Below are 19,178 nucleotides of genomic sequence, written 5' to 3'. Positions count from 1 at the left end.
AGGCATTAGATTGTTGAATCAACAAGCGTGCTTGATTATACTTTTCGTTAATTTTTGTAAATCGTTAGCGACTATACAGCGAATGTTCAATGACTAGGCCTGGGCGAGCAACTAAAGCTTTGCGAAATAGCCTTCGTATATTGGCTAAAGATTAATATCAACAAGCTCACCGAAACTTCTATAGTTAATGTGATGCAAACCAAGAGTGTGCACTATGACGAATAAAACCGTACTTCACGCCAAGCATATTGAAGCGGGCGCAAAAATGGTCGATTTCCACGGCTGGGACATGCCAATTAACTACGGCTCGCAAATTGAAGAGCATCACGCAGTGCGCCAAGACGCCGGTATGTTCGATGTATCACACATGACCATTGTTGATATTAAGGGGGACGATGCTCAGGCTTTTCTGCGCCGTTTAGTGATTAACGATGTCGTGAAACTTGATGTGGCAGGCAAAGCGCTTTACACCGGCATGTGTAACCATGAAGGTGGCGTGATTGATGACCTGATTATTTACTACTTCTCAACCACTGATTACCGCTTAGTGGTTAACTCTGCGACGCGTGAAAAAGATTTAGCTTGGCTTGCTGAGCAAGCAAAAGATTTCAGCGTCACCATTACCGAGCGCCCAGAATTCGCCATGATTGCCGTACAAGGCCCAACAGCGAAAGAAAAAGTAGCAACCTTACTTGCTAACATGGTAAGTGAAGAACAAAAAGCTGCTGTTGAAGGCATGAAGCCATTTTTCTCAGCACAAGCGGGTGATTTATTTATCGCAACGACTGGCTACACAGGTGAAGCAGGTTATGAAATCGCGTTGCCAAATGAGCAAGCAGCCGATTTATGGCAGCAACTACTTGATGCTGGTGTAAAACCTTGTGGTTTAGGTGCGCGTGACACGCTTCGCTTAGAAGCGGGTATGAACCTTTACGGTTTAGATATGGACGAATCAATCTCGCCACTAGCGGCAAACATGGCGTGGACGATTAGCTGGGACGACGAAGCGCGTGACTTTGTCGGCAAAGAAGTGATTGCTGCGCAGCGTGCTGCTGGCGACCAACCTAAGCTAGTGGGTTTAGTGCTAGAAGAAAAAGGCGTATTGCGCTCAGGTTTGAAAGTGATCACTGAGCACGGCGAAGGTGTAATTACATCTGGCACTTTCTCGCCAACCTTAGGTCACTCAATTGCCATGGCGCGTGTACCGCGTGCCGTTAAATTAGAAGACACCGTGCAAGTTGAAATGCGCAAGAAGTTGGTGGATGTGAAAGTGATTAAGCCATCGTTCGCCCGCAATGGCAAAAAGGCGTTTTAAGTCAAATTTGCCAGCAAAAGATTAGTTGATCTGTGAACTAATTCCTCTATATTTTTAGTGGGATTATTCACTTCACAAATTACGTTAAATATTAGGAACAAGAAAAATGAGCAACATTCCTTCTGAGTTAAAGTACGCAACATCACACGAGTGGGTGCGTAACGAAGGCAACGGTATTGTGACTATCGGTATTACCGAGCACGCACAAGAATTACTAGGCGATATGGTATTCGTTGAGTTACCAGAAGTAGGCGACAGCGTAAGCACTGGTGACGATGTTGCAGTAGCTGAGTCGGTAAAAGCAGCGTCAGACATTTACGCGCCAGTCACTGGTGAAGTGGTTGAAGTTAACGAAGACCTGGAAGACTCACCTGAGCTAGTAAACTCAGACGCTTACGGCGACGGCTGGATGTTCAAAGTAAAAATTGAAGATGAAAGCGAGTTAGAAAGCCTACTAGACGCAGAAGGCTACGAAAACTCAATTGACGAAGACTAATCGTTAAACCATATATACAAGCCCTGAACCCTGTTCGGGGCTTTCTTTTTTAAATACGTACGCAAATTTTAGTGAAGCTGTTTATGACTACTCAATCCCAAGCACAAGTAACGCTAAGTGATTTAGAACAAACTCAAGATTTTATTCGTCGCCACATTGGCCCAGATGAAGCGCAAACCAAGGCCATGCTTGCCGATATTGGCGCTGAGTCGGTAGACGCGCTAATTGACGAAATTGTCCCCAACGATATTCGCCTAGCAGACTTGCCAGCGATTGAAGAAAGCAAAACAGAAGTGAAAGCGCTAGCCGACTTAAAAGCCGTGGCTAGCAAGAACAAAGTGAACACTTCGTACATTGGTTTAGGCTACTACCCAACGCTTACACCGAATGTGATTTTGCGTAACGTATTGGAAAACCCAGGTTGGTACACAGCATATACGCCATACCAACCAGAAATCGCGCAAGGCCGTTTAGAATCATTACTGAACTACCAACAAATGTGTTTAGACCTAACAGGTTTAGACTTAGCATCTGCTTCATTGCTTGACGAGGGTACCGCAGCGGCTGAAGCCATGGCATTGGCAAAACGCGTTTCCAAAAACAAAAAATCAAACGCATTCTTTGTTGCAGAAGAAGTTTACCCGCAAACTATTTCCGTAGTGAAAAACCGTGCCGAATTCTTTGGTTTTGACATTATCGTAGCACCTGCGGCTACCGTAGGTGAGCACGATGTCTTCGGTGCATTATTGCAATACCCAACAGCAACGGGTGAAATTGTTGATATCCGCCCATTAATTGAAGCAGTACAAGCGAAAAAAGGTATTGTAGCGGTAGCGGCAGATATTATGAGCTTAGTGCTACTTAAAGCCCCAGGCGAGTTAGGTGCAGACGTGGTAATTGGTTCAAGCCAACGTTTCGGCGTGCCTATGGGCTACGGTGGCCCACACGCAGCCTTCTTTACAACATCAGATAAGTACAAGCGCTCGATGCCGGGTCGTATTATTGGTGTTTCAAAAGATACCCGTGGTAACCAAGCACTGCGTATGGCAATGCAAACCCGTGAGCAACATATTCGCCGCGAAAAAGCGAACTCAAACATTTGTACTGCACAAGTATTGCTTGCCAACATGGCAGCGTTTTACGCGGTTTACCACGGCCCGCAAGGCCTAAAAACCATCGCGAATCGCATTCATCGCTTCACCGACATTTTATGTTTAGGTACAGCCACTAAAGGCTTACAAGCAATTCACGCTAACTACTTTGATACCTTAACCTTTAATGTCGAAAACAAAAACGAGATTGTTGCCCGTGCTTTAGCAGCCGATCTTAACTTACGTACCGACGTAAACGGCCAAATTTCAGTATCACTCGATGAAACAACAACACGTGAAGACGTTACGGTGTTATTTGATGTGCTACTTGGCGAAGGTCATGGTTTAGATGTGGCAGCGCTAGACACGAAAATTGTTGATTGTGGTCACTCGTCAATTCCAGCGGAATTAGTGCGTGAATCTGAAATTCTTACGCACCCAGTATTTAATTCGTACCATAGCGAAACTGAAATGCTTCGCTATATCAAAAAATTAGAAAACAAAGACTTAGCGCTTAACCATTCCATGATTTCGCTAGGCTCTTGTACCATGAAGCTTAATGCGACAGCACAAATGATCCCTGTGTCATGGCCAGAGTTTGCCAATATGCACCCATTTGCGCCAGTTAACCAAGCGCAAGGCTACGCAGAAATGATTGGCGAGTTGGATAAATGGTTAGTTGAGTTGACTGGCTACGATGCGGTTTCAATGCAGCCAAACTCAGGTGCCCAAGGCGAATACGCTGGTTTAATCGCAATTCACAAATATCACCAAAGTCGCGGTGAAGGTCACCGTAACATCTGTTTAATTCCATCTTCGGCACACGGCACTAACCCTGCGTCGGCGCAAATGGTTGGCATGAAAGTAGTGGTGGTTGATTGTGATAAAAACGGTAACGTGGACATGGCCGATCTGAAAGCGAAAGCGGAAGAAATGGCCGAAAACTTATCGTGTATTATGATCACTTACCCGTCAACACACGGTGTTTACGAAGAAACCGTGCGCGAAATTTGTGAAGTAGTGCACGCCAACGGTGGTCAAGTTTACCTTGATGGCGCCAACATGAACGCACAAGTGGGTATTACCTCGCCGGGCTTTATCGGCGCTGATGTATCACACTTAAACCTACATAAAACCTTTGCTATTCCGCATGGCGGTGGTGGCCCAGGTATGGGACCAATCGGTGTAAAATCGCACTTAGCGCCTTTCTTACCAGATCACCCATTAGTGAACGTAAAAGAAAGCACACAAGGTAACGATGCTGTATCTGCCGCGCCATTTGGCTCAGCGGGCATTTTATGTATTTCTTATCTTTACATCGCCATGTTAGGTAAAAAAGGTGTGACCGATTCAACGAAATACGCTATCACCAACGCCAACTACTTAGCGAAGAAGCTAAGCGAGCACTTCCCAATTTTGTACACAGGTGCAAATGGCCGTGTTGCTCACGAATGTATTGTTGATATGCGCCCATTAAAAGAAGCGTCAGGCATTACCGAAATGGATGTGGCAAAGCGTTTAATGGACTACGGCTTCCACGCACCAACGATGTCATTCCCTGTGGCTGGCACATTAATGATTGAACCAACCGAATCAGAAAGCAAAGTCGAAATCGACCGCTTTATTGAAGCTATGGTATGCATTCGCGATGAAATCCGCAAAGTAGAGCAGGGCGAGTGGACAGTAGAAGACAACCCGCTGCATAACGCACCACACACGCTAGCGGATATCACCGATGCTGGTTGGGATAGAGCCTACACAGTTGCAGAAGCTGTATTCCCAGTGCCAGCTGCTGCCGCAAACAAATTCTGGCCAACAGTGAATCGAATTGATGATGTTTATGGCGACCGTAACTTGGTGTGTTCTTGCCCGAGTATTGAGAGTTATAAAGACTAATTGCAAGTTTGATCACTAGTAAAAAAGTTTACGACTAGCTAGTCGAAATATGAAAAGGCGAATCATCTCTGATTCGCCTTTTTTATACCTTTATATTTTTTGTACCTTTATGTTAAGCAAAAGTTAGCTGTCTTTCATACAAATCAAACATAGCTTTTGCTCATATCGATTCAAGTTCTTGCGTTTGTTATCCCACTGAAAGTCAATAACTATTCCCTAGATCGTTATTGTGTCGCTTTTTGCTAGGTCATTGGCGTATTTTGCTAGTGATTGAATGTTTTCACTGCAATACCATCAACAAATGTTAACCACACTGCTAGAAAACACGCAGAACATGTTATCGGAGCCCCAAAATAAGGTGACGAAGAGTGCATAGCGTTGCTCTGGTGAAGCATGGGTTTGTTAGAGCGAGCCAACTAGTTTAATACGAAGAAGTCAATTTTTATTCTTTGTGCTCATCTTATTTATCCGAATGGATTACGTAAACCCTATGTGCCAAACATTTAGTATGCACTCAATATGCAGTGCCAATACCACCTCAATAAGCTAATAGGAGAGCAACATGACTATGACTGCGCAACAAGCTTTCGACAGTCTAGAACCCATCTCATGGGCAGAGATGCCTGTAGTTGAAAAACTTAAGTTAATTGAACAAATTCAAGCAAATTTATCCAAGCACGCGAAACAGTTGGGTGAAGTTGACGCTAATATGAAAAATGAGCTGATTGGAGAGAGCAAGATATCCATCGCTGAAGGCATGGCGACAACGGTTATGCCAATGGCGGGCACACTAAAAGGTATTGAAAATCTTTATGAATCTCTTGTGCTTGGAAATATGCCCGAAGCTAAAAGCATTAATAAAATAAATGCTGACACCTATTCGGTAGAAGTATTCCCAATTTATAAAAAAGACAAATTGGTTGCCCAGAAACAACGTGGTTATTTGCATATTACGGGCGAGCCTAGGCAAACTAACCCGATGGACAAGTCAGCTGGCGTGGTCGCAATATATGGTGCAGGTAATTACAGCTCGTCTATTGAAATGGTAATGGCGTTATTTTTGGAAAACAAAGTAATACTCCATAAGCCACACGCTCTTAATGAGGCAACCGATGAAATATGGGAAAAAATTTTTGAACCATTGATCAAACTAAAGGCGGTAGCCTTTTGCCGCGCAGATCAAGGACGAGAAATGTCTGAATTAGAAGGCATTCATTCCATCTATTTCACTGGTTCTACTGGTGTAGCACATGCCATTCAAAGCCAAACCAAGGTACCTGTTGTATCTGAGTGTGGCGGGAACAATCCTTGTATTATCGTGCCTGGTAATTGGTCAGATAAGGACATCGAGCGACAGGCAATTCAATTGGCATCAGTTGGAAAGCTAAACGGCGGGGCAGTGTGTGGGCGTCCGCAGACAATCATTACGTCCAAAAACTGGCCGCAGCGTGAGCAATTCCTAGAAGCCTTGCGCCAAGCTATATCTGAGCAAACTTTTAGCAGTAGCACACACTATCCAAATGTTGACAAAACAAGGGAACAGTTTCTTAAAAATCAACCTACTGTTGAAATACTCAAACCCGAAAATGGAAAGCATAGAGCCAGTGATTTTGTTTTCATTCCAAACATTGGTGAAGACGATTTTGCGGTCTCCAACGAAGCCTTTTGTCAGGTTTATAGCGAAATTCCACTAGATGTAAGCACAGATACTAGAGCGTTCTTGAACAGAGCAACTGATTTTTGCAATAACAAACTATTAGGGTCATTAGGTTGTATGATTTTGATTGACAGTAGCACAATGAAAACTCATGAATCTGACTTAAACCAAGCAATTTTAGAACTAAACTATGGCGGGATTGCAGTGAATGATGTGCCCCCCAATATTTGGTTGAATCCCTACCTTACATGGAGCGGATGTGGCGAAAGTATAGAAAGCTTTGTATCGGGAGTGGGTAACTTTGGCAATGTGTTTAATTTTGAAAATGTCAGAAAATCAGTCATTTTAAATGATTTCACTGCTACTAGTTTTGAATTCACTAACAGACGAGCAACGGAAAGGCTGTTAGAAAACGCATCTTATTTTTCCATAGATCAAAGCTGGGGGCGCTTTGCCAAGATGGCGAGTCAAATGATGGTCGACGGTTTTAAGAAAAAAGACTTTTAGTTACGTTTTTGATAGACGAATATTGTGGGTTGCAAATCAATAGCACCCGCTTTCAACGCCTATTCTATTAAATTACTTATTGGCTTAAAAATTATGAGTTTTAATCACATATTACATATTTGGCTAAAAGGGGAATTACTGCAAGGGAAAGTGATGATCCTTATTGGAGTACTTTTATTGCTTGCCGCTATTGCTATGTATCTTAGCCAAAACGAGCTACTTCGTGGGGGGATGTTACCGCTTGGTTTTTTAGTAATTGTGCTTATTGGCTATGGTGGGTTTATTTTGCAAAGTCGAGTGGTACACGTGACTCAAAGCGAAGCGTTGTATCAATCCTCACCCCCTGAAGCAATTGTTACAGAACTCAATAAACACAATTCTGACAATAAGATTGGTAATACGCTGCTAAAAGTTTATCCCGTCTTGGTAATCGTTAGTATGGTTGCGTTAATGCTGATGCAAAGCGGATTTTATCAAGGAATGGCACTGGGATTCGCACTTGTATTTATAAGTGCATTTATAATCGATTACGGTTTTGTTTCGCGCTCTAATATTGTCATTAACTCTATTTCTAAGTTATAGAAACAGTATGTACCAATGTCAGTGACGGCTTATTCAACAAGAGTCACCAAACTAAAATTAATAACCAATGGCTGATGGAGTAATGAATCAAAAATACATGTTGGATATAGGGTGGTTATTACTTCTGAATGATTTAAAAATTGACCCACAAGACGCTCTCAAAAAGGCACAACTTTCCGTTTGTATGTTGGACGAGCCGCAGTTGGAGTTAACAGCAGCGGAGTATTATCGATTATGGGAATCTCTTGTCACTATGACCAAAGATTCTTCTTTTCCACTTAAAGTTGTTAAGACAATATCCCCCGAAATGTTCAATCCGCCCATCTTTGCTGCGTTATGTAGTCCCAATTTTGATGGCGCCATTAAACGCTTAAAGCAATACAAGCCTTTAATAGGGCCTATTAAACTAAATATTACTAAAGAAATTTCATGTGACGATGCGTCTGAAAAAAATACGGTCATCACGCTTTCTGGAGTGCCAAATGAGCAGCCTTTACCTATCTGGTTATCATTGTTTGAGCTGCTGTTTTTAGTACATTTATTGCGCATGGGAACCCGCGAGCAAGTAATCCCCGTTAAAGTTGAATTAGCACATGATGTAAGGAGTTTGCCTAGTCTTGAAGACTATAGTGAGTTTTTAGGTATAGAAATGGAAAGTGGTAATGCTAATCGACTTGTTTTGGCACATACGAGCATGCAATTGCCATTCAAAACTGTGAACAAGGGGATCTTGCAAGCATTTGAGCCTGGATTAGCCCTACGTTTAAATGATCTGGGAAAGTCTGCATCATTTAAACAGCGTGTTCGTGCATATCTATTTGAAACAATTGCCAGTGGTGGGGTATCCATGCAAAACGCGGCTTCGCACCTCGCTGTCAGTCCTCGAACTATGCAGCGCAGGTTAAAGAGCGAAAAAACTAGTTTTCAAAAAGAACTTGCTGAAGTTCGAAAAGAGCTAGCGATGCATTATTTAAAAAAAACCGAATACAACAGTTTAGAAATAGCATTTCTACTTGGTTACGATGACCCTAACTCTTTTTTCAGAGCATTTAACAAATGGACTGGCAAGACACCAGAAAGAGTGCGTAAAGGTCACTAGAAACAATTTTGTGCACAAATAGGATCAGATCTCATTAATTTCATTGAATAATTTTCCAAGTGCTAAATTAAAGTAGCGATATCATTAATTAGTCGGTTAGTTATTATCAATGTAGCGGAAATTAAATCAATAGAACTACTATCTAACATCCAAAATAGGCAAACATAAGCTTGCCTATTTTTATGTTTTCTATAACCCCTTGTGGGCATACGCGTATATGGTATGAACTATTTAATTGTGAGTACATTAAATTTTAAAGTGCGAAAGTTCGGTTTTTTGTGCTTCTGATAACTGCGAAAGTTCTGTTGAGGCTTGCAGGGTTTGGTTTACCGCTGAAACATTTTGCTGCACTAAATCAAACGCTTGTGTGGTTGTGCGTGAAATATCTTGAGTGACACTTTGCTGTTCTTGTGAGGCAGTTGCTACTAAGGTGTTTACCTCTGAAATAGACTCAACCGCAGTTGAGATATCTTCAAACGCTACTTTGATTTGGTCTGCTAGTACTACCGATTTTGCGATCAGCTCAACATTTTGTTCCATATTTTGGCTGGCTTTTTGTGATTGAGATTGCAGCTTTTCAATCAGGTTTTGAATGCTCACTGTTGATTCTTGTGTTTTTGAAGCTAGGTTTCGCACTTCATCGGCAACTACCGCGAAGCCTCGCCCGTGTTCGCCTGCACGAGCAGCTTCAATGGCAGCGTTAAGCGCCAGTAAGTTCGTTTGCTCGGAAATACTGTTAATAACATCGGTAACGCTGCCAATTTCTACTGCAAAGTCTTGCAGCTCTTGGGTTAATTGTGCCGATTCTGCAACAGATGCATCAATATCGCTTGATAAGATAATATTTTCTTCCAGTGTTGCTTTACCCGTTGCAACGTTAGCTTGTGCGTCGTTTGCTCGCTCTTCGGCAATTATGGCTTTGTCACTCACTTCATTAGAGGTACAAGAAAGCTCGTGAATCGCTGTTGAGATTTGCTCTACCTGTGCCATTTCTTGCTGGGCATTGTTCAGCGTATGGCCCATCACTGCATTTAGTTCTTGTGATGCCGAGGCCACGTTTTCAGAGATAGCGTGTGAATTTCTAATTAAGTCAGAAAGCTGATTTGATAGATTGACAAGCGACAAGTAAATACCCGTTTCCTTGCCTGTTTGTTCTAGTGTTTGGGTAAAGTCACCTGAGGCCATCTCTGCCATTAGCGACTCGATCTCAGCGGGTGCGCCGCCCACAGGAGTAAGCACAAGCTTTTGCAGTAATACTTGTAGCACAATAACGGCAATAGCTAAGCATACTAAGCCAATGATTAAATCAACGATAAGTTGCGAGTCTGCCTTTTCTGAAATAGCACTGTCTTTCACGAAAGAGACAAATGACCAGTTGTTAACTTCTAGTTCAGTCCAAAATGCAGTGAAATCAATATTGCCGCCGGCGACATTTGCTGTGTAAGAAAGTATTGGGTTTTGATTGTTAAATTGCTGATAAAGCGGGCGCTCGGTAAAAATGTTTTTGCCCAGAAATTCGGGGTAGGGGGCAACTAAAATTGTTCCTTGCTGAGTGTACATAAACATGTTTTTGGCATTGGCAAGTGAGCCCAATACCGCATCGAGTTTAATGTTAGAAAGAATCGCAAAAGAGCGATTAATTCTATGTGCCATACCAAGTACTTGCTCCCCTGATACCGCAGAGTTAAAAGGCGCTGAAATATAGAAATCTTGCCCTTGTTCAAAAATAGCTCGGTAATATTCGCGGTTAAGTTGCTTTACGTTGAAGCTTTGCAATTCGCCTTTTGTGTCGTAAATGTCACCATTCTCTCTAAACAGATAAATACCATCGCTAATGTCGCGTTGAATATTTTCAATTGTGGCTAATTGCGAAGTAAGATGGGCAGATAGCGTATTGGATAAAACGTCACTTTCGGTTAACGTTATTGCAGAAATGGTGTCTTTATAGGCACTAAACCTTTCAATTAATACTGATTCGGTCGTGGCATTTTGTTCTTTTAAGATTGCTTTATTAAGCGAAACACTCTCATTTTTGAACGTGTTGTAACTCAGGGTTACCAATAGCGCGATAATCGCGACGATGATGACACCTAATGAGCCGATTAAGTGTAATTTAAATTTCTGCATAACTACCCCGAATTAAGGTTTTGTCTGTTGTAAATAAGCTTGTATTAAGTAGTAATGCTTCTTTCGCGAGCGACATTGAATAAATTCAATTTATCTCTTCGCTGTATCGAATATTCAAACCTATTGCGATATGAATATGGCTAGCTATTCAAGCCAATAAGAACCGTTACTAAGTAAACTAAATATAGTATTTGAGGAGAAGTGAGCAGGAATGTGACGAGATAACACTGGTAATTAATCTAAGTTGGCTTGATTGCTGCCAATTAGATACGTCGGTTATTCACCAATAAAACAGATATTCCAAACTGTTATGCCTTATTCCCCAAAAAAAGCGGCGCAATTATAACCAAACAAGTGTAAACAGAGTGTTGGTAAAGTGTTATTTAATTGGTGGGGTATTGTGGCTCTGATTTGCTAGAGCTCCCTATACGTCACTAGGGCTAAAGCTAGCTAACATGGTAAGCAGAGTTTTATTGAATGTTGAAAAAGTGTGGCCAATATAAATTGACCACTAATAGGATTTAAGCTTCCACAATGCAATAAGCATTCAACTTGTTGCCGTCTAAATCACGAAAGTAACCCGCGTAAAAGCCCTGATTGGCATCTTCTGGCCTAAAGCCAGGTTTACCTTCACATGTTCCGCCTAACTCAAGTGCTTTTTGGTAGACAGCGTTAACTTCTTCTGGCGTTTTCACTTCTAGCGCAACCATAGTACCGTTGCCAACACTTGCAGGTTTTTTATCAAATGGCAGGCTTACAGCCAAACCGCTGCCATCTTGGGTTTGTGACCATGCAACAAAGTAGTTTGGCTCTTCCATAAAACGAGTTGCGCCAATGGTTGCAAGTAATTCATCATAGTAAGCACTGGCTTTATCTAAATCTGCTGTGCCTAAGGTTACATAACCGATCATTTTTATTTCTCCTTATTCAATGACTTCGAATTGATTATAGATATTGACTACTGACATCTAGTGTCAGTAGTGTTTGATTACACTAATTAGGTGACAAATCAGACGATGAAATAACGATGCGAAAAGCAGAAAGGCTTAATGAAATTGTTCAATACCTCAGGCGAATGCATCATGCCGTAACGGCAGACACGCTTGCCGAGCAATTTGAGGTAAGTGCTCGTACTCTCTATCGAGATATACAAGATTTACAAAGCGCGGGTGTTCCCATACTCGGTGAAGCAGGCGTGGGGTATGTGATTGATAAAACCTATCACCTCTCACCCATCATGTTTGATGCGAAAGAAATCGAAGCGATAGCATTGGGAATCGGTATGGTCAGTAACTGGACTGATGAAAAATTTGCTCAAAAAGCCCAAAGTGCCTTTCAAAAAATACAAGCGACCTTGTCGGCGCCTATGCTCAATGAGTTAGCGCAAATAGCGACGTTTTCCGCGCCTAGTCACTATAAAATTCCATGGAAAGTCGATTTTTCTGAGCTTCGAGAATGTATTAGGCGAAAACAACTGATTCGTTTTGATTATTTAGATCTTAATGAAACACCTACACAACGAACTGTTAGGCCGTTAGCGCTGACCTCATTTAGTCCTGTGTGGTTACTAACAGCTTGGTGTGAGTTAAGGGAGGATTTTCGAAATTTTCGTATCGATCGAATTTCTGATTTTACACCGCTTAATGAACGCTTTCGGGATGAGAAAGACAAGAGTTTTCAAACGTATTTGTCGAAAGTTAAATATTAATTAGCACGATAACAAGATTGGAACTTCGCGGGCAGTCTGTTTCACTGGAAATTAGCCAAGCCATCACAACATGGAATATCTCCTATGTTATAACAACACTAGCATTACATTTTAAAACCTTTGAGCTCTTATCGCCTAACTTCAGAACTAGTCTGGGGCAATGCACTCGCTTGCACTACCCAAAAATTTAAAGAGCTAGATTATTTCCTGTTGAGCTCAGTACTCTGGTAGCAGGCTTTTAGGTTTATTTAGCATTTGATGAGCAGAGTATAAGTATTCTCGTAAGGTGCGGTTTCCTTGCTGGCTCATATCATCTAGCTCGAAAGCAATCGTCCCAGGGTTGATATAACGACTGAAGCGTCCGTTGAGTGGGATTTTAGGTTGCTCAGGGATTTTGAGATAAACATCTTCTAGTTCGGTCGGTAATTCGATTTCTGTGTCCAATGCCTGTAACGATAACCCTGAAAAGGAAATATCACGCAGCTTGTAGGGTAGAGGTTCTCCTTGGTGATCAAGAAGCATAAGTTCTTGTTTTGGAATCAAACGCCATGAACGGTCGTGTGTACCTTTTTCGAATATTTGAGGAGGTGCAAACGCCATCGAGTCTAAGCCTTGTTCGTTAGTATTAAACTCGATAGGGAAGAACAAACGATGATTACCGTATTGTGCTACCACGCCAACGCTGTCAGCTTTGCTAAAGTGCTTGAAAAAGCTGAGCTCGGCATTAGTGACGAACACTTCTGAGTCTTTCTGAAGGTCGTCATCTTCATTTGATTCGTGTTCTAAGCCAGCAATGAATTCCAATTCTTGCTGACTGATCACGACATTGTGATTCGTTTTATCCATATCCTATCCCTGTTATTTGGTGCAAAACTTTTGTCTGAGGCACTTAACGCATACTAGTGCACACGCAATACCTTCCTTTCGTTGCAAGTCAATAACAGTTGTTACTTGGTAACACTTATAAGTAATACTGTTATCTTGCTGCATCGGTTCATAATCGCCATATTTACCAACTAGTGATCTTCGTTCAGGTAAATATTAGTCGTCGTTGATGCCAAAATATTCCTTTATCTCGGTAGCAAACTTAGCAACCCATTTTGATTAAAAGTGACTCGCCAATGTTGAAATATATACTGCAAAATAAATATATTAAAAACAAGTAATTATGTTTTTTCTTGGCGCAAGCATAATGTTAGGTGGCTGGTTCTACATATAGTTAGGCAAAGAGCTGACTGCCACGAGTCCATAGTTACGTTAATGTTTGAGATCGGGAGTAAATACTGGGCCAAACTACTGTTCTTCATTGTGAAGGCTGAGGTGGTAGGCTTAGAGCGTTGGTTTTATTGCTAGCCAATGTTGGTATAAGGCTAGTGATATGCAAAAATTGGCGATTAATTTGAGCTGTCGGCTATGTATTGATGCATATATGGGCGATTTAACAGTCGAGCTGATGTATGCTTTCCAACTATTTTGTTCCTCATCGCTAGCCTTACGAAGGAGAAAAATTTGTCGTCAAAATTAAGGTTAATTTGGTCAGCACTTGTTGCCTTTGTTTTTTATTTTGCTTGGGCGTATTGGGCTAATGACATCGAAGGGATTGATCGCGAAACCGTGTTACGTGCGGCTTTTGTACAAGCGAGTTTCAGCGCTTCTGTTACGCTAGTTTTTACCTTTGTGCTGGAAAAAGCGGTGGCTAAATTTGGCGGTAGTTGTTTTTCTTTAGTGTTTATCGTGCCCGTGCTTTGCTCGGTGCACTCGAAAACTCGCCATAACCTTGCCATTTTAAATACCTTTAATGAAGCATTAGACGCGGCGGCAACTCACCTTAAAGGTAAGTGCGTTACTGGTAGCCTGCTTGCGCCTTTGGTGCCGCTTTCGGTGCAGGCGAGTTTGGTGATTATGGTGAACGTTATTAATCAAACACCTAATTTATGGCTAACAGTAGCGCCGAGCATTTTCTTTAGTGCGCTATATGGTTACAGCTACACCTTTACCTTGTTAAAGCAGCGAAATTAAAGCTGCGAAATTAAAAAAGCGGTTTTGAAGAGATCTCTAATCTGCCGTGATTTATTTCAGCCTCGTTTGGATAGCTCTTAAAGCGTTAAGCTCCTTTTCCTTTACTTAACGCTTAAACGCTTAATATTTCGACATTTAAAAGCTAGTGCTAACACCTTTTGTATTAATGACTTAATCGTTTAACTTAATCGTTTAAATTAATAACTGAAATAGTCACTGGCATATCCGGCGTTGTATTAACCATATTCGGGGCACCAAAGGCTGCGTCAAAGTTATTCACATAGGCTTTATTACCACGCACAATCACTTCGCCGGGGGCATCTAATTCACCATTGGCACCATCGGTATTATCGTTTTTAGCCAGTAATGTTAGCGAACCGTCTAAATCAATTCGGTAAACCGCATTGTCGAACAAGTCGGTAATATAGAGCGCTTGCGTGCGGCTATCCCAGTGAATGCCATCGTTTGCTACCATACCTTGTGCAAATAGTGTCGAGCTTAACTTGTTACCTTTTTCATCTTGAGTAGTTTTGAATACGCTGCCATCTTCCATAATACCTGTGTACATATTGCCTTGGGTATCGAACGCTAAACCGTTGGCACCAAAACCTAAACTACCGTTTGATGTGAAAGTGTCAAACAAGTGTTGGTCATATGTTTGTGCATTTTTGTAGGCAGAAAATTGTAGTGGGTTTGCTGCGCTTAGCTCACTAATATTTACTTTGTAGACGCCACTTGTAGTAGATTTGCCTTGCTCCGTGGCAAGTACAGTATCGCTAACGTAAAGATCGCTACCATACCATGCAATCGCGTTAGGAAATGCTAAGCCTTTGGCAACTACGTCTACATCAACGGCTTTACCTTCACTAACATTAACTCGTAAAATTCGAGATTCACCACCTGCCCAAAGCTGCATATCGGCGATATAAATATTGCCGTCTGGTCCTTTTGCTAACCCCATAGGTACGACTGTTCCGCTGGTTGGCTCCATATCTTGAGGTTTAAAGGTGTACCAAGTAGTAACCTTGTCATTAGCATCAATCATACCTATCACTGGTGTAGCAGGCTTGGCGATCAGCCCTTGCTTCACGAATGCGTCGTTATGCAAGTTGGGGGACGTAAACAGCACATTATTGTAGGCATCTAAAGTAAAACTGGCTGGCGAGTTATAGCTATCCGGTAATTTCGCCAGTAATTGTGATTGCGGCAATGGCTCACTGATTGTTGTTGATAATTGCTCGGCTGTTACCGAACAAGCGGAAATACTCAGCAGTGTAAACGACACTGCGGTCGCTTTTAGAAATTGTTTCATCATGATCTCTCTTGAAGTTTGATAGCAGCTAGCGCTTATCTTCATGGAAGGTAACCGCTAGCTGAGTTGATTAGGGAATTTAGGCAAGCTACTTGGCAAAACCGCCAAGTGGTTTAAGTAGCAGTGGCGAGATGGCCGCGTGACGGGCTCTTACTTCTGATGGTAAATTACCTAAGTGCACCATACGCGTAGGTGTGGCGGCTGCCATCCAACGTTCAGCGTGCGCATCCCAGTTGTCGATATGGGTGTGGCAGGCTTCAACATCTTTAAAGCGCTCATAAACTAAGATGTCACCGTCGTCAGAAAGGTAGTATTGATAATTTAGCGTGCCCTCTTCGGTTTCGGCACGTGCAATTTGTGAGTTCATTACTGCTTTGAATTCTTCTAGCATACCTTCGTTGAGCTTGGCTTCGACAATCCAGCCATAGTTTTCAAAGGTGGTGTTGCCATCAACCTTGATTTCGCTACCTTCTGCATCTTCACGGGCAAAGCCTGCGAGTGGTTTTAGCCAAAGCGGTGACAGCGCCGCGTGGCGAGCGCGAACATCGCCTGGCAAGTTACCAAGGTGCAACATACGGGTGGCATCGGCTGCCGCTAACCAGCGTTCGGCATGGGCGTCCCAATTTTCGATATGCTCATGAGAAGCAGCAGCATCAGCAAACCGTTCATATACCAAGATATCGCCAGCGTCCGACATATAGTATTGATAGTTAAAGGTACCGTTTTCGGTAAGCGCTTGGTTTACCTGTGAGTTCATCACGGCTTTAAAATTTTCTAACTCACCTTCTTTAAGTTTTGCCTCAACAATCCAACCAAAGTTATTAAACATTTTCACTCTCCTAATATTAAAAGGAATTAACACGCCCTCATGGGTGACTAACCGACAGCAAATGCTGATTAATCAGTGATGAAAATGTTAATTATCTTTTTATGTTTTGATAATTGATGGCAAAGTAGAAACTTTATATAGAAAAAGTTGATAATGAGTGTGGTTTTATCAACTTGAGGACGAAAGCTTAGAACCGTTGTTTGGAAAGAGCAGGAGAGTTACTTGGGCTAATAAATTTGGACAAGCTTGTTGAGGTAAGCCAATTCAGACTAACTCATTTAGGCTAATAGTCGAGATTAACTAACTTAGATTAAATTAGGGTTGTCTTTGAAGTAATCAATAAAGTAGTCGATAAATGCCCGCACTTTAGGCGCAACTAATCGGGTATTGGGATATAGCGCCCAAATATCGGTTGAACTCTTGAGTGGATAGTCACTTAGAATTTCAACCAGTTCACCTGTGTTGAGTTTTTCATAAGAGCACCACGTTGAGGTGATTGCGATGCCTAAACCTGCGGCACAAGCATCACGTACAGCTTCGCCGTTATCAACGCGCAGTACGGTATTTGTTTTGATGTTATTGGTTCCCTGTTTTGCAGCAAACTGCCAAACTTCTAAGCCAAATAAATTAACACTTTGGTGGTGGGTTAACTCTTCGGGAGTTTGCGGAATGCCATGCTGTTCCAAGTATTTTGGCGAAGCGACAATTTTACGGTTGTCTTGTGCAAGCTTTCTTGCTTTTAAACTGGAATCGTTAAGGGCGGCGTCACGAATGGCAATGTCAAAGCCGCCTTCAACTAGGTCGACAATGTTGTCACTGAGCCTTAAATCTATTTTCAGTTTTGGGTATTGTGCCATAAAGCCCGACAAGCCCGGCATAATATGCATACGGCCAAACGATGCTGGCGCGGTAATTCTTAATGTGCCGGAAGGAGCTAAGCGACCACTGCCTACTGACGAGCGAGCCATATCAACGTTGGCAAGGATCTCTTCAGCGATTGGTAATAAGGTTTCCCCTTCGTCAGTTAACGACACTTTGCGCGTTGTTCGGTGCATTAAGCGCACCCCTAACGATTCTTCAAGCTTGTTAATATGAGCACTTGCTACCGCAGGCGATAAGCCAAATTCACTGCCAGCCATACTGATATTGTGGGTTGCTGCGACGCGAACAAAAAGTTTTAAGTGATCGATATTCATGCTAGCTACTTGTACCCGTAAATTAATTGCGATTAATCAAATAGATATTACTGAGTATAGTGTGGTGATGCTAGATTGAATTGCTGTTAGCTCAATATGAAGTTCAATCGTTAAGCAAAGTAAGCGAGGCATAGTGAATTAAAAGCCTCGCGATTATTTTGATTTTAAACAGGTGCTGCTATTTGGCTTGGTGCTGTGTAGCTTGACCTTAACTTTTACCTTAGCAGCTAATTTGGTCTGTGTGGTTGTTTTAGACTGGCTTTACTTGAAACCGGCTTTGCTTGAAGCTGGTGCTCAAGCTCTTCTCTAACAATTGCAGCGCCCGCACTCAATGCTTTTAGCTTAGCATTAGCAACTTCGCGTGAAAGTGGTGCCATACCGCAGTTAGTGCAAGGGTAGAGCTTGTCGGCATCAACGTAGTTAAGGGCGCTGCGCAGCGTTTCGGCGACTTCCTCTGGAGATTCAATGGCGTTGGTGGCAACGTCAATGGCACCAACCATCACCTTTTTGCCGCGAATTAATTCCAGTACTTCTAATGGCACGCGACCGTTGTGGCATTCCAGCGAAATAATATCAATACTTGATTGATGAAGGCTTGGGAAAGTCGCTTCGTACTGGCGCCATTCATCGCCTAAGGTTTTCTTCCAGTCAGTGTTTGCTTTAATGCCATAGCCATAGCAAATATGTACCGCAGTTTCGCACGTTAAGCCCTCAATGGCGCGCTCTAAGCATTTAATACCCCATTCGTTCACTTCGTCAAAAAATACATTAAAGGCAGGTTCGTCAAATTGAATAATATCAACACCTGCCGCTTCCAGTTCTTTGGCTTCTTCGTTTAAGGCTTTGGCAAATTCCCACGCTAGTTTTTCACGGCTTTGATAGTGCGCGTCATAAAGGGTGTCGACCATGGTCATTGGCCCAGGCAACGCCCACTTGATTGGCTGGTTAGTTTGCTGGCGTAAGAATTTAGCATCATCGACAAATACGGGGTTGATGCGGCTTACAGGGCCTACAACCGTTGGAACGCTGGCATCGTAGCGATTGCGAATACGCACGGTTTTTCGCTTTTCGAAGTCGACACCGCTTAAATTTTCAATAAAGGTCGTGACAAAGTGCTGGCGGGTTTGTTCGCCGTCGCTAACAATATCAATACCCGCTGTTAGTTGCTCTTGCAGGGTGACGCGCAAAGCGTCTTGTTTGCCGTCAGTTAATGCTGTGCCGGACAGTTTCCATGGTGACCAAAGTTGCTCTGGCTCTGCCAACCAAACGGGTTTAGGTAAACTGCCTGCGGTTGATGTGGGTAATAGTGTTTTCATAAAAATAATATCTAATTCTTTTGGGGTT

15 protein-coding genes are annotated in these 19,178 nt (G+C 42.5%); 8 read left to right on the top strand and 7 right to left on the bottom strand.

Annotated elements, in window-relative coordinates:
- Positions 1-214 precede the first annotated feature (214 nt).
- The 6 genes from gcvT (at position 215) to ACSLUR_RS12285 (ending at position 8,643) form a co-directional block, all read left to right on the top strand.
- Entirely contained in the window at positions 215-1,315 is a 1,101-nt protein-coding gene (gcvT, locus tag ACSLUR_RS12310; RefSeq protein ID WP_448554932.1) for a glycine cleavage system aminomethyltransferase GcvT, read from the top strand.
- Between the two features lie 106 nt (positions 1,316-1,421).
- The gene (gcvH, locus tag ACSLUR_RS12305; protein ID WP_116000968.1) at positions 1,422-1,811 is read left to right on the top strand and encodes a glycine cleavage system protein GcvH; all 390 of its coding nucleotides are present in this window, start codon (positions 1,422-1,424) and stop codon (positions 1,809-1,811) included.
- 83 nt (positions 1,812-1,894) lie between these two features.
- Positions 1,895-4,798 (top strand): aminomethyl-transferring glycine dehydrogenase, encoded by a 2,904-nt coding sequence (gcvP, locus tag ACSLUR_RS12300; RefSeq protein WP_448554930.1) that lies wholly within the window; start codon positions 1,895-1,897, stop codon positions 4,796-4,798.
- A 562-nt stretch (positions 4,799-5,360) separates the two neighbouring features.
- Positions 5,361-6,962 carry an aldehyde dehydrogenase family protein gene (locus tag ACSLUR_RS12295; RefSeq protein ID WP_448554928.1) on the top strand — a complete coding sequence of 534 codons (1,602 nt, stop codon included), beginning with the start codon at positions 5,361-5,363 and terminating at the stop codon, positions 6,960-6,962.
- Between the two features lie 93 nt (positions 6,963-7,055).
- Entirely contained in the window at positions 7,056-7,544 is a 489-nt protein-coding gene (locus ACSLUR_RS12290) for a hypothetical protein (protein WP_448554926.1), read from the top strand.
- A gap of 82 nt (positions 7,545-7,626) precedes the next feature.
- Positions 7,627-8,643 (top strand): AraC family transcriptional regulator, encoded by a 1,017-nt coding sequence (locus ACSLUR_RS12285; RefSeq protein ID WP_448554924.1) that lies wholly within the window; start codon positions 7,627-7,629, stop codon positions 8,641-8,643.
- A 246-nt stretch (positions 8,644-8,889) separates the two neighbouring features.
- Here ACSLUR_RS12285 and ACSLUR_RS12280 read toward each other — a convergent pair whose 3' ends face one another.
- Both ACSLUR_RS12280 and ACSLUR_RS12275 read right to left on the bottom strand, forming a co-directional pair.
- Positions 8,890-10,770, bottom strand: a complete 1,881-nt coding sequence (locus ACSLUR_RS12280; RefSeq protein WP_448554921.1) for a methyl-accepting chemotaxis protein — start codon at positions 10,768-10,770, stop codon at positions 8,890-8,892.
- Between the two features lie 521 nt (positions 10,771-11,291).
- On the bottom strand, positions 11,292-11,681 hold the full coding sequence (locus ACSLUR_RS12275) for a VOC family protein (RefSeq protein WP_448554919.1): 390 nt from the start codon (positions 11,679-11,681) through the stop codon (positions 11,292-11,294).
- A gap of 116 nt (positions 11,682-11,797) precedes the next feature.
- On the opposite strand from ACSLUR_RS12275, the gene ACSLUR_RS12270 reads away from it, so the two are divergent.
- Complete coding sequence (locus ACSLUR_RS12270) at positions 11,798-12,478, top strand: helix-turn-helix transcriptional regulator (protein WP_448554917.1); 681 nt, start codon at positions 11,798-11,800, stop codon at positions 12,476-12,478.
- 216 nt (positions 12,479-12,694) lie between these two features.
- Here the strand turns inward: ACSLUR_RS12270 and ACSLUR_RS12265 are convergent, their stop codons facing one another.
- Positions 12,695-13,324: a PilZ domain-containing protein gene (locus ACSLUR_RS12265; RefSeq protein WP_448554915.1), complete on the bottom strand. Its 630-nt coding sequence runs from the start codon at positions 13,322-13,324 to the stop codon at positions 12,695-12,697.
- A 663-nt stretch (positions 13,325-13,987) separates the two neighbouring features.
- Here ACSLUR_RS12265 and ACSLUR_RS12260 point away from each other — a divergent pair.
- Positions 13,988-14,497, top strand: coding sequence for a hypothetical protein (locus ACSLUR_RS12260; RefSeq protein WP_448554913.1), 510 nt, complete (start codon positions 13,988-13,990; stop codon positions 14,495-14,497).
- A gap of 184 nt (positions 14,498-14,681) precedes the next feature.
- On the opposite strand, the gene ACSLUR_RS12255 is transcribed toward ACSLUR_RS12260, so the two are convergent.
- The 4 genes from ACSLUR_RS12255 to ACSLUR_RS12240 form a co-directional block, all read right to left on the bottom strand.
- A complete protein-coding gene (locus ACSLUR_RS12255) occupies positions 14,682-15,812 on the bottom strand; it encodes an SMP-30/gluconolactonase/LRE family protein (RefSeq protein ID WP_448554911.1) in 1,131 nt (376 codons plus the stop codon).
- Positions 15,813-15,897: 85 nt separating this feature from the next.
- Complete coding sequence (locus tag ACSLUR_RS12250; protein WP_448554909.1) at positions 15,898-16,638, bottom strand: putative quinol monooxygenase; 741 nt, start codon at positions 16,636-16,638, stop codon at positions 15,898-15,900.
- Between the two features lie 305 nt (positions 16,639-16,943).
- Positions 16,944-17,834, bottom strand: coding sequence for a LysR family transcriptional regulator (locus tag ACSLUR_RS12245; RefSeq protein ID WP_448554907.1), 891 nt, complete (start codon positions 17,832-17,834; stop codon positions 16,944-16,946).
- A 227-nt stretch (positions 17,835-18,061) separates the two neighbouring features.
- Entirely contained in the window at positions 18,062-19,150 is a 1,089-nt protein-coding gene (locus ACSLUR_RS12240; RefSeq protein WP_448554905.1) for a methionine synthase, read from the bottom strand.
- Positions 19,151-19,178: the final 28 nt, after the last annotated feature.

This window comes from Thalassotalea montiporae, assembly GCF_053485855.1.
The sequence above is the reverse complement of the archived record's forward strand: the minus strand, read 5'-3'. Positions and strand labels throughout refer to the sequence as shown.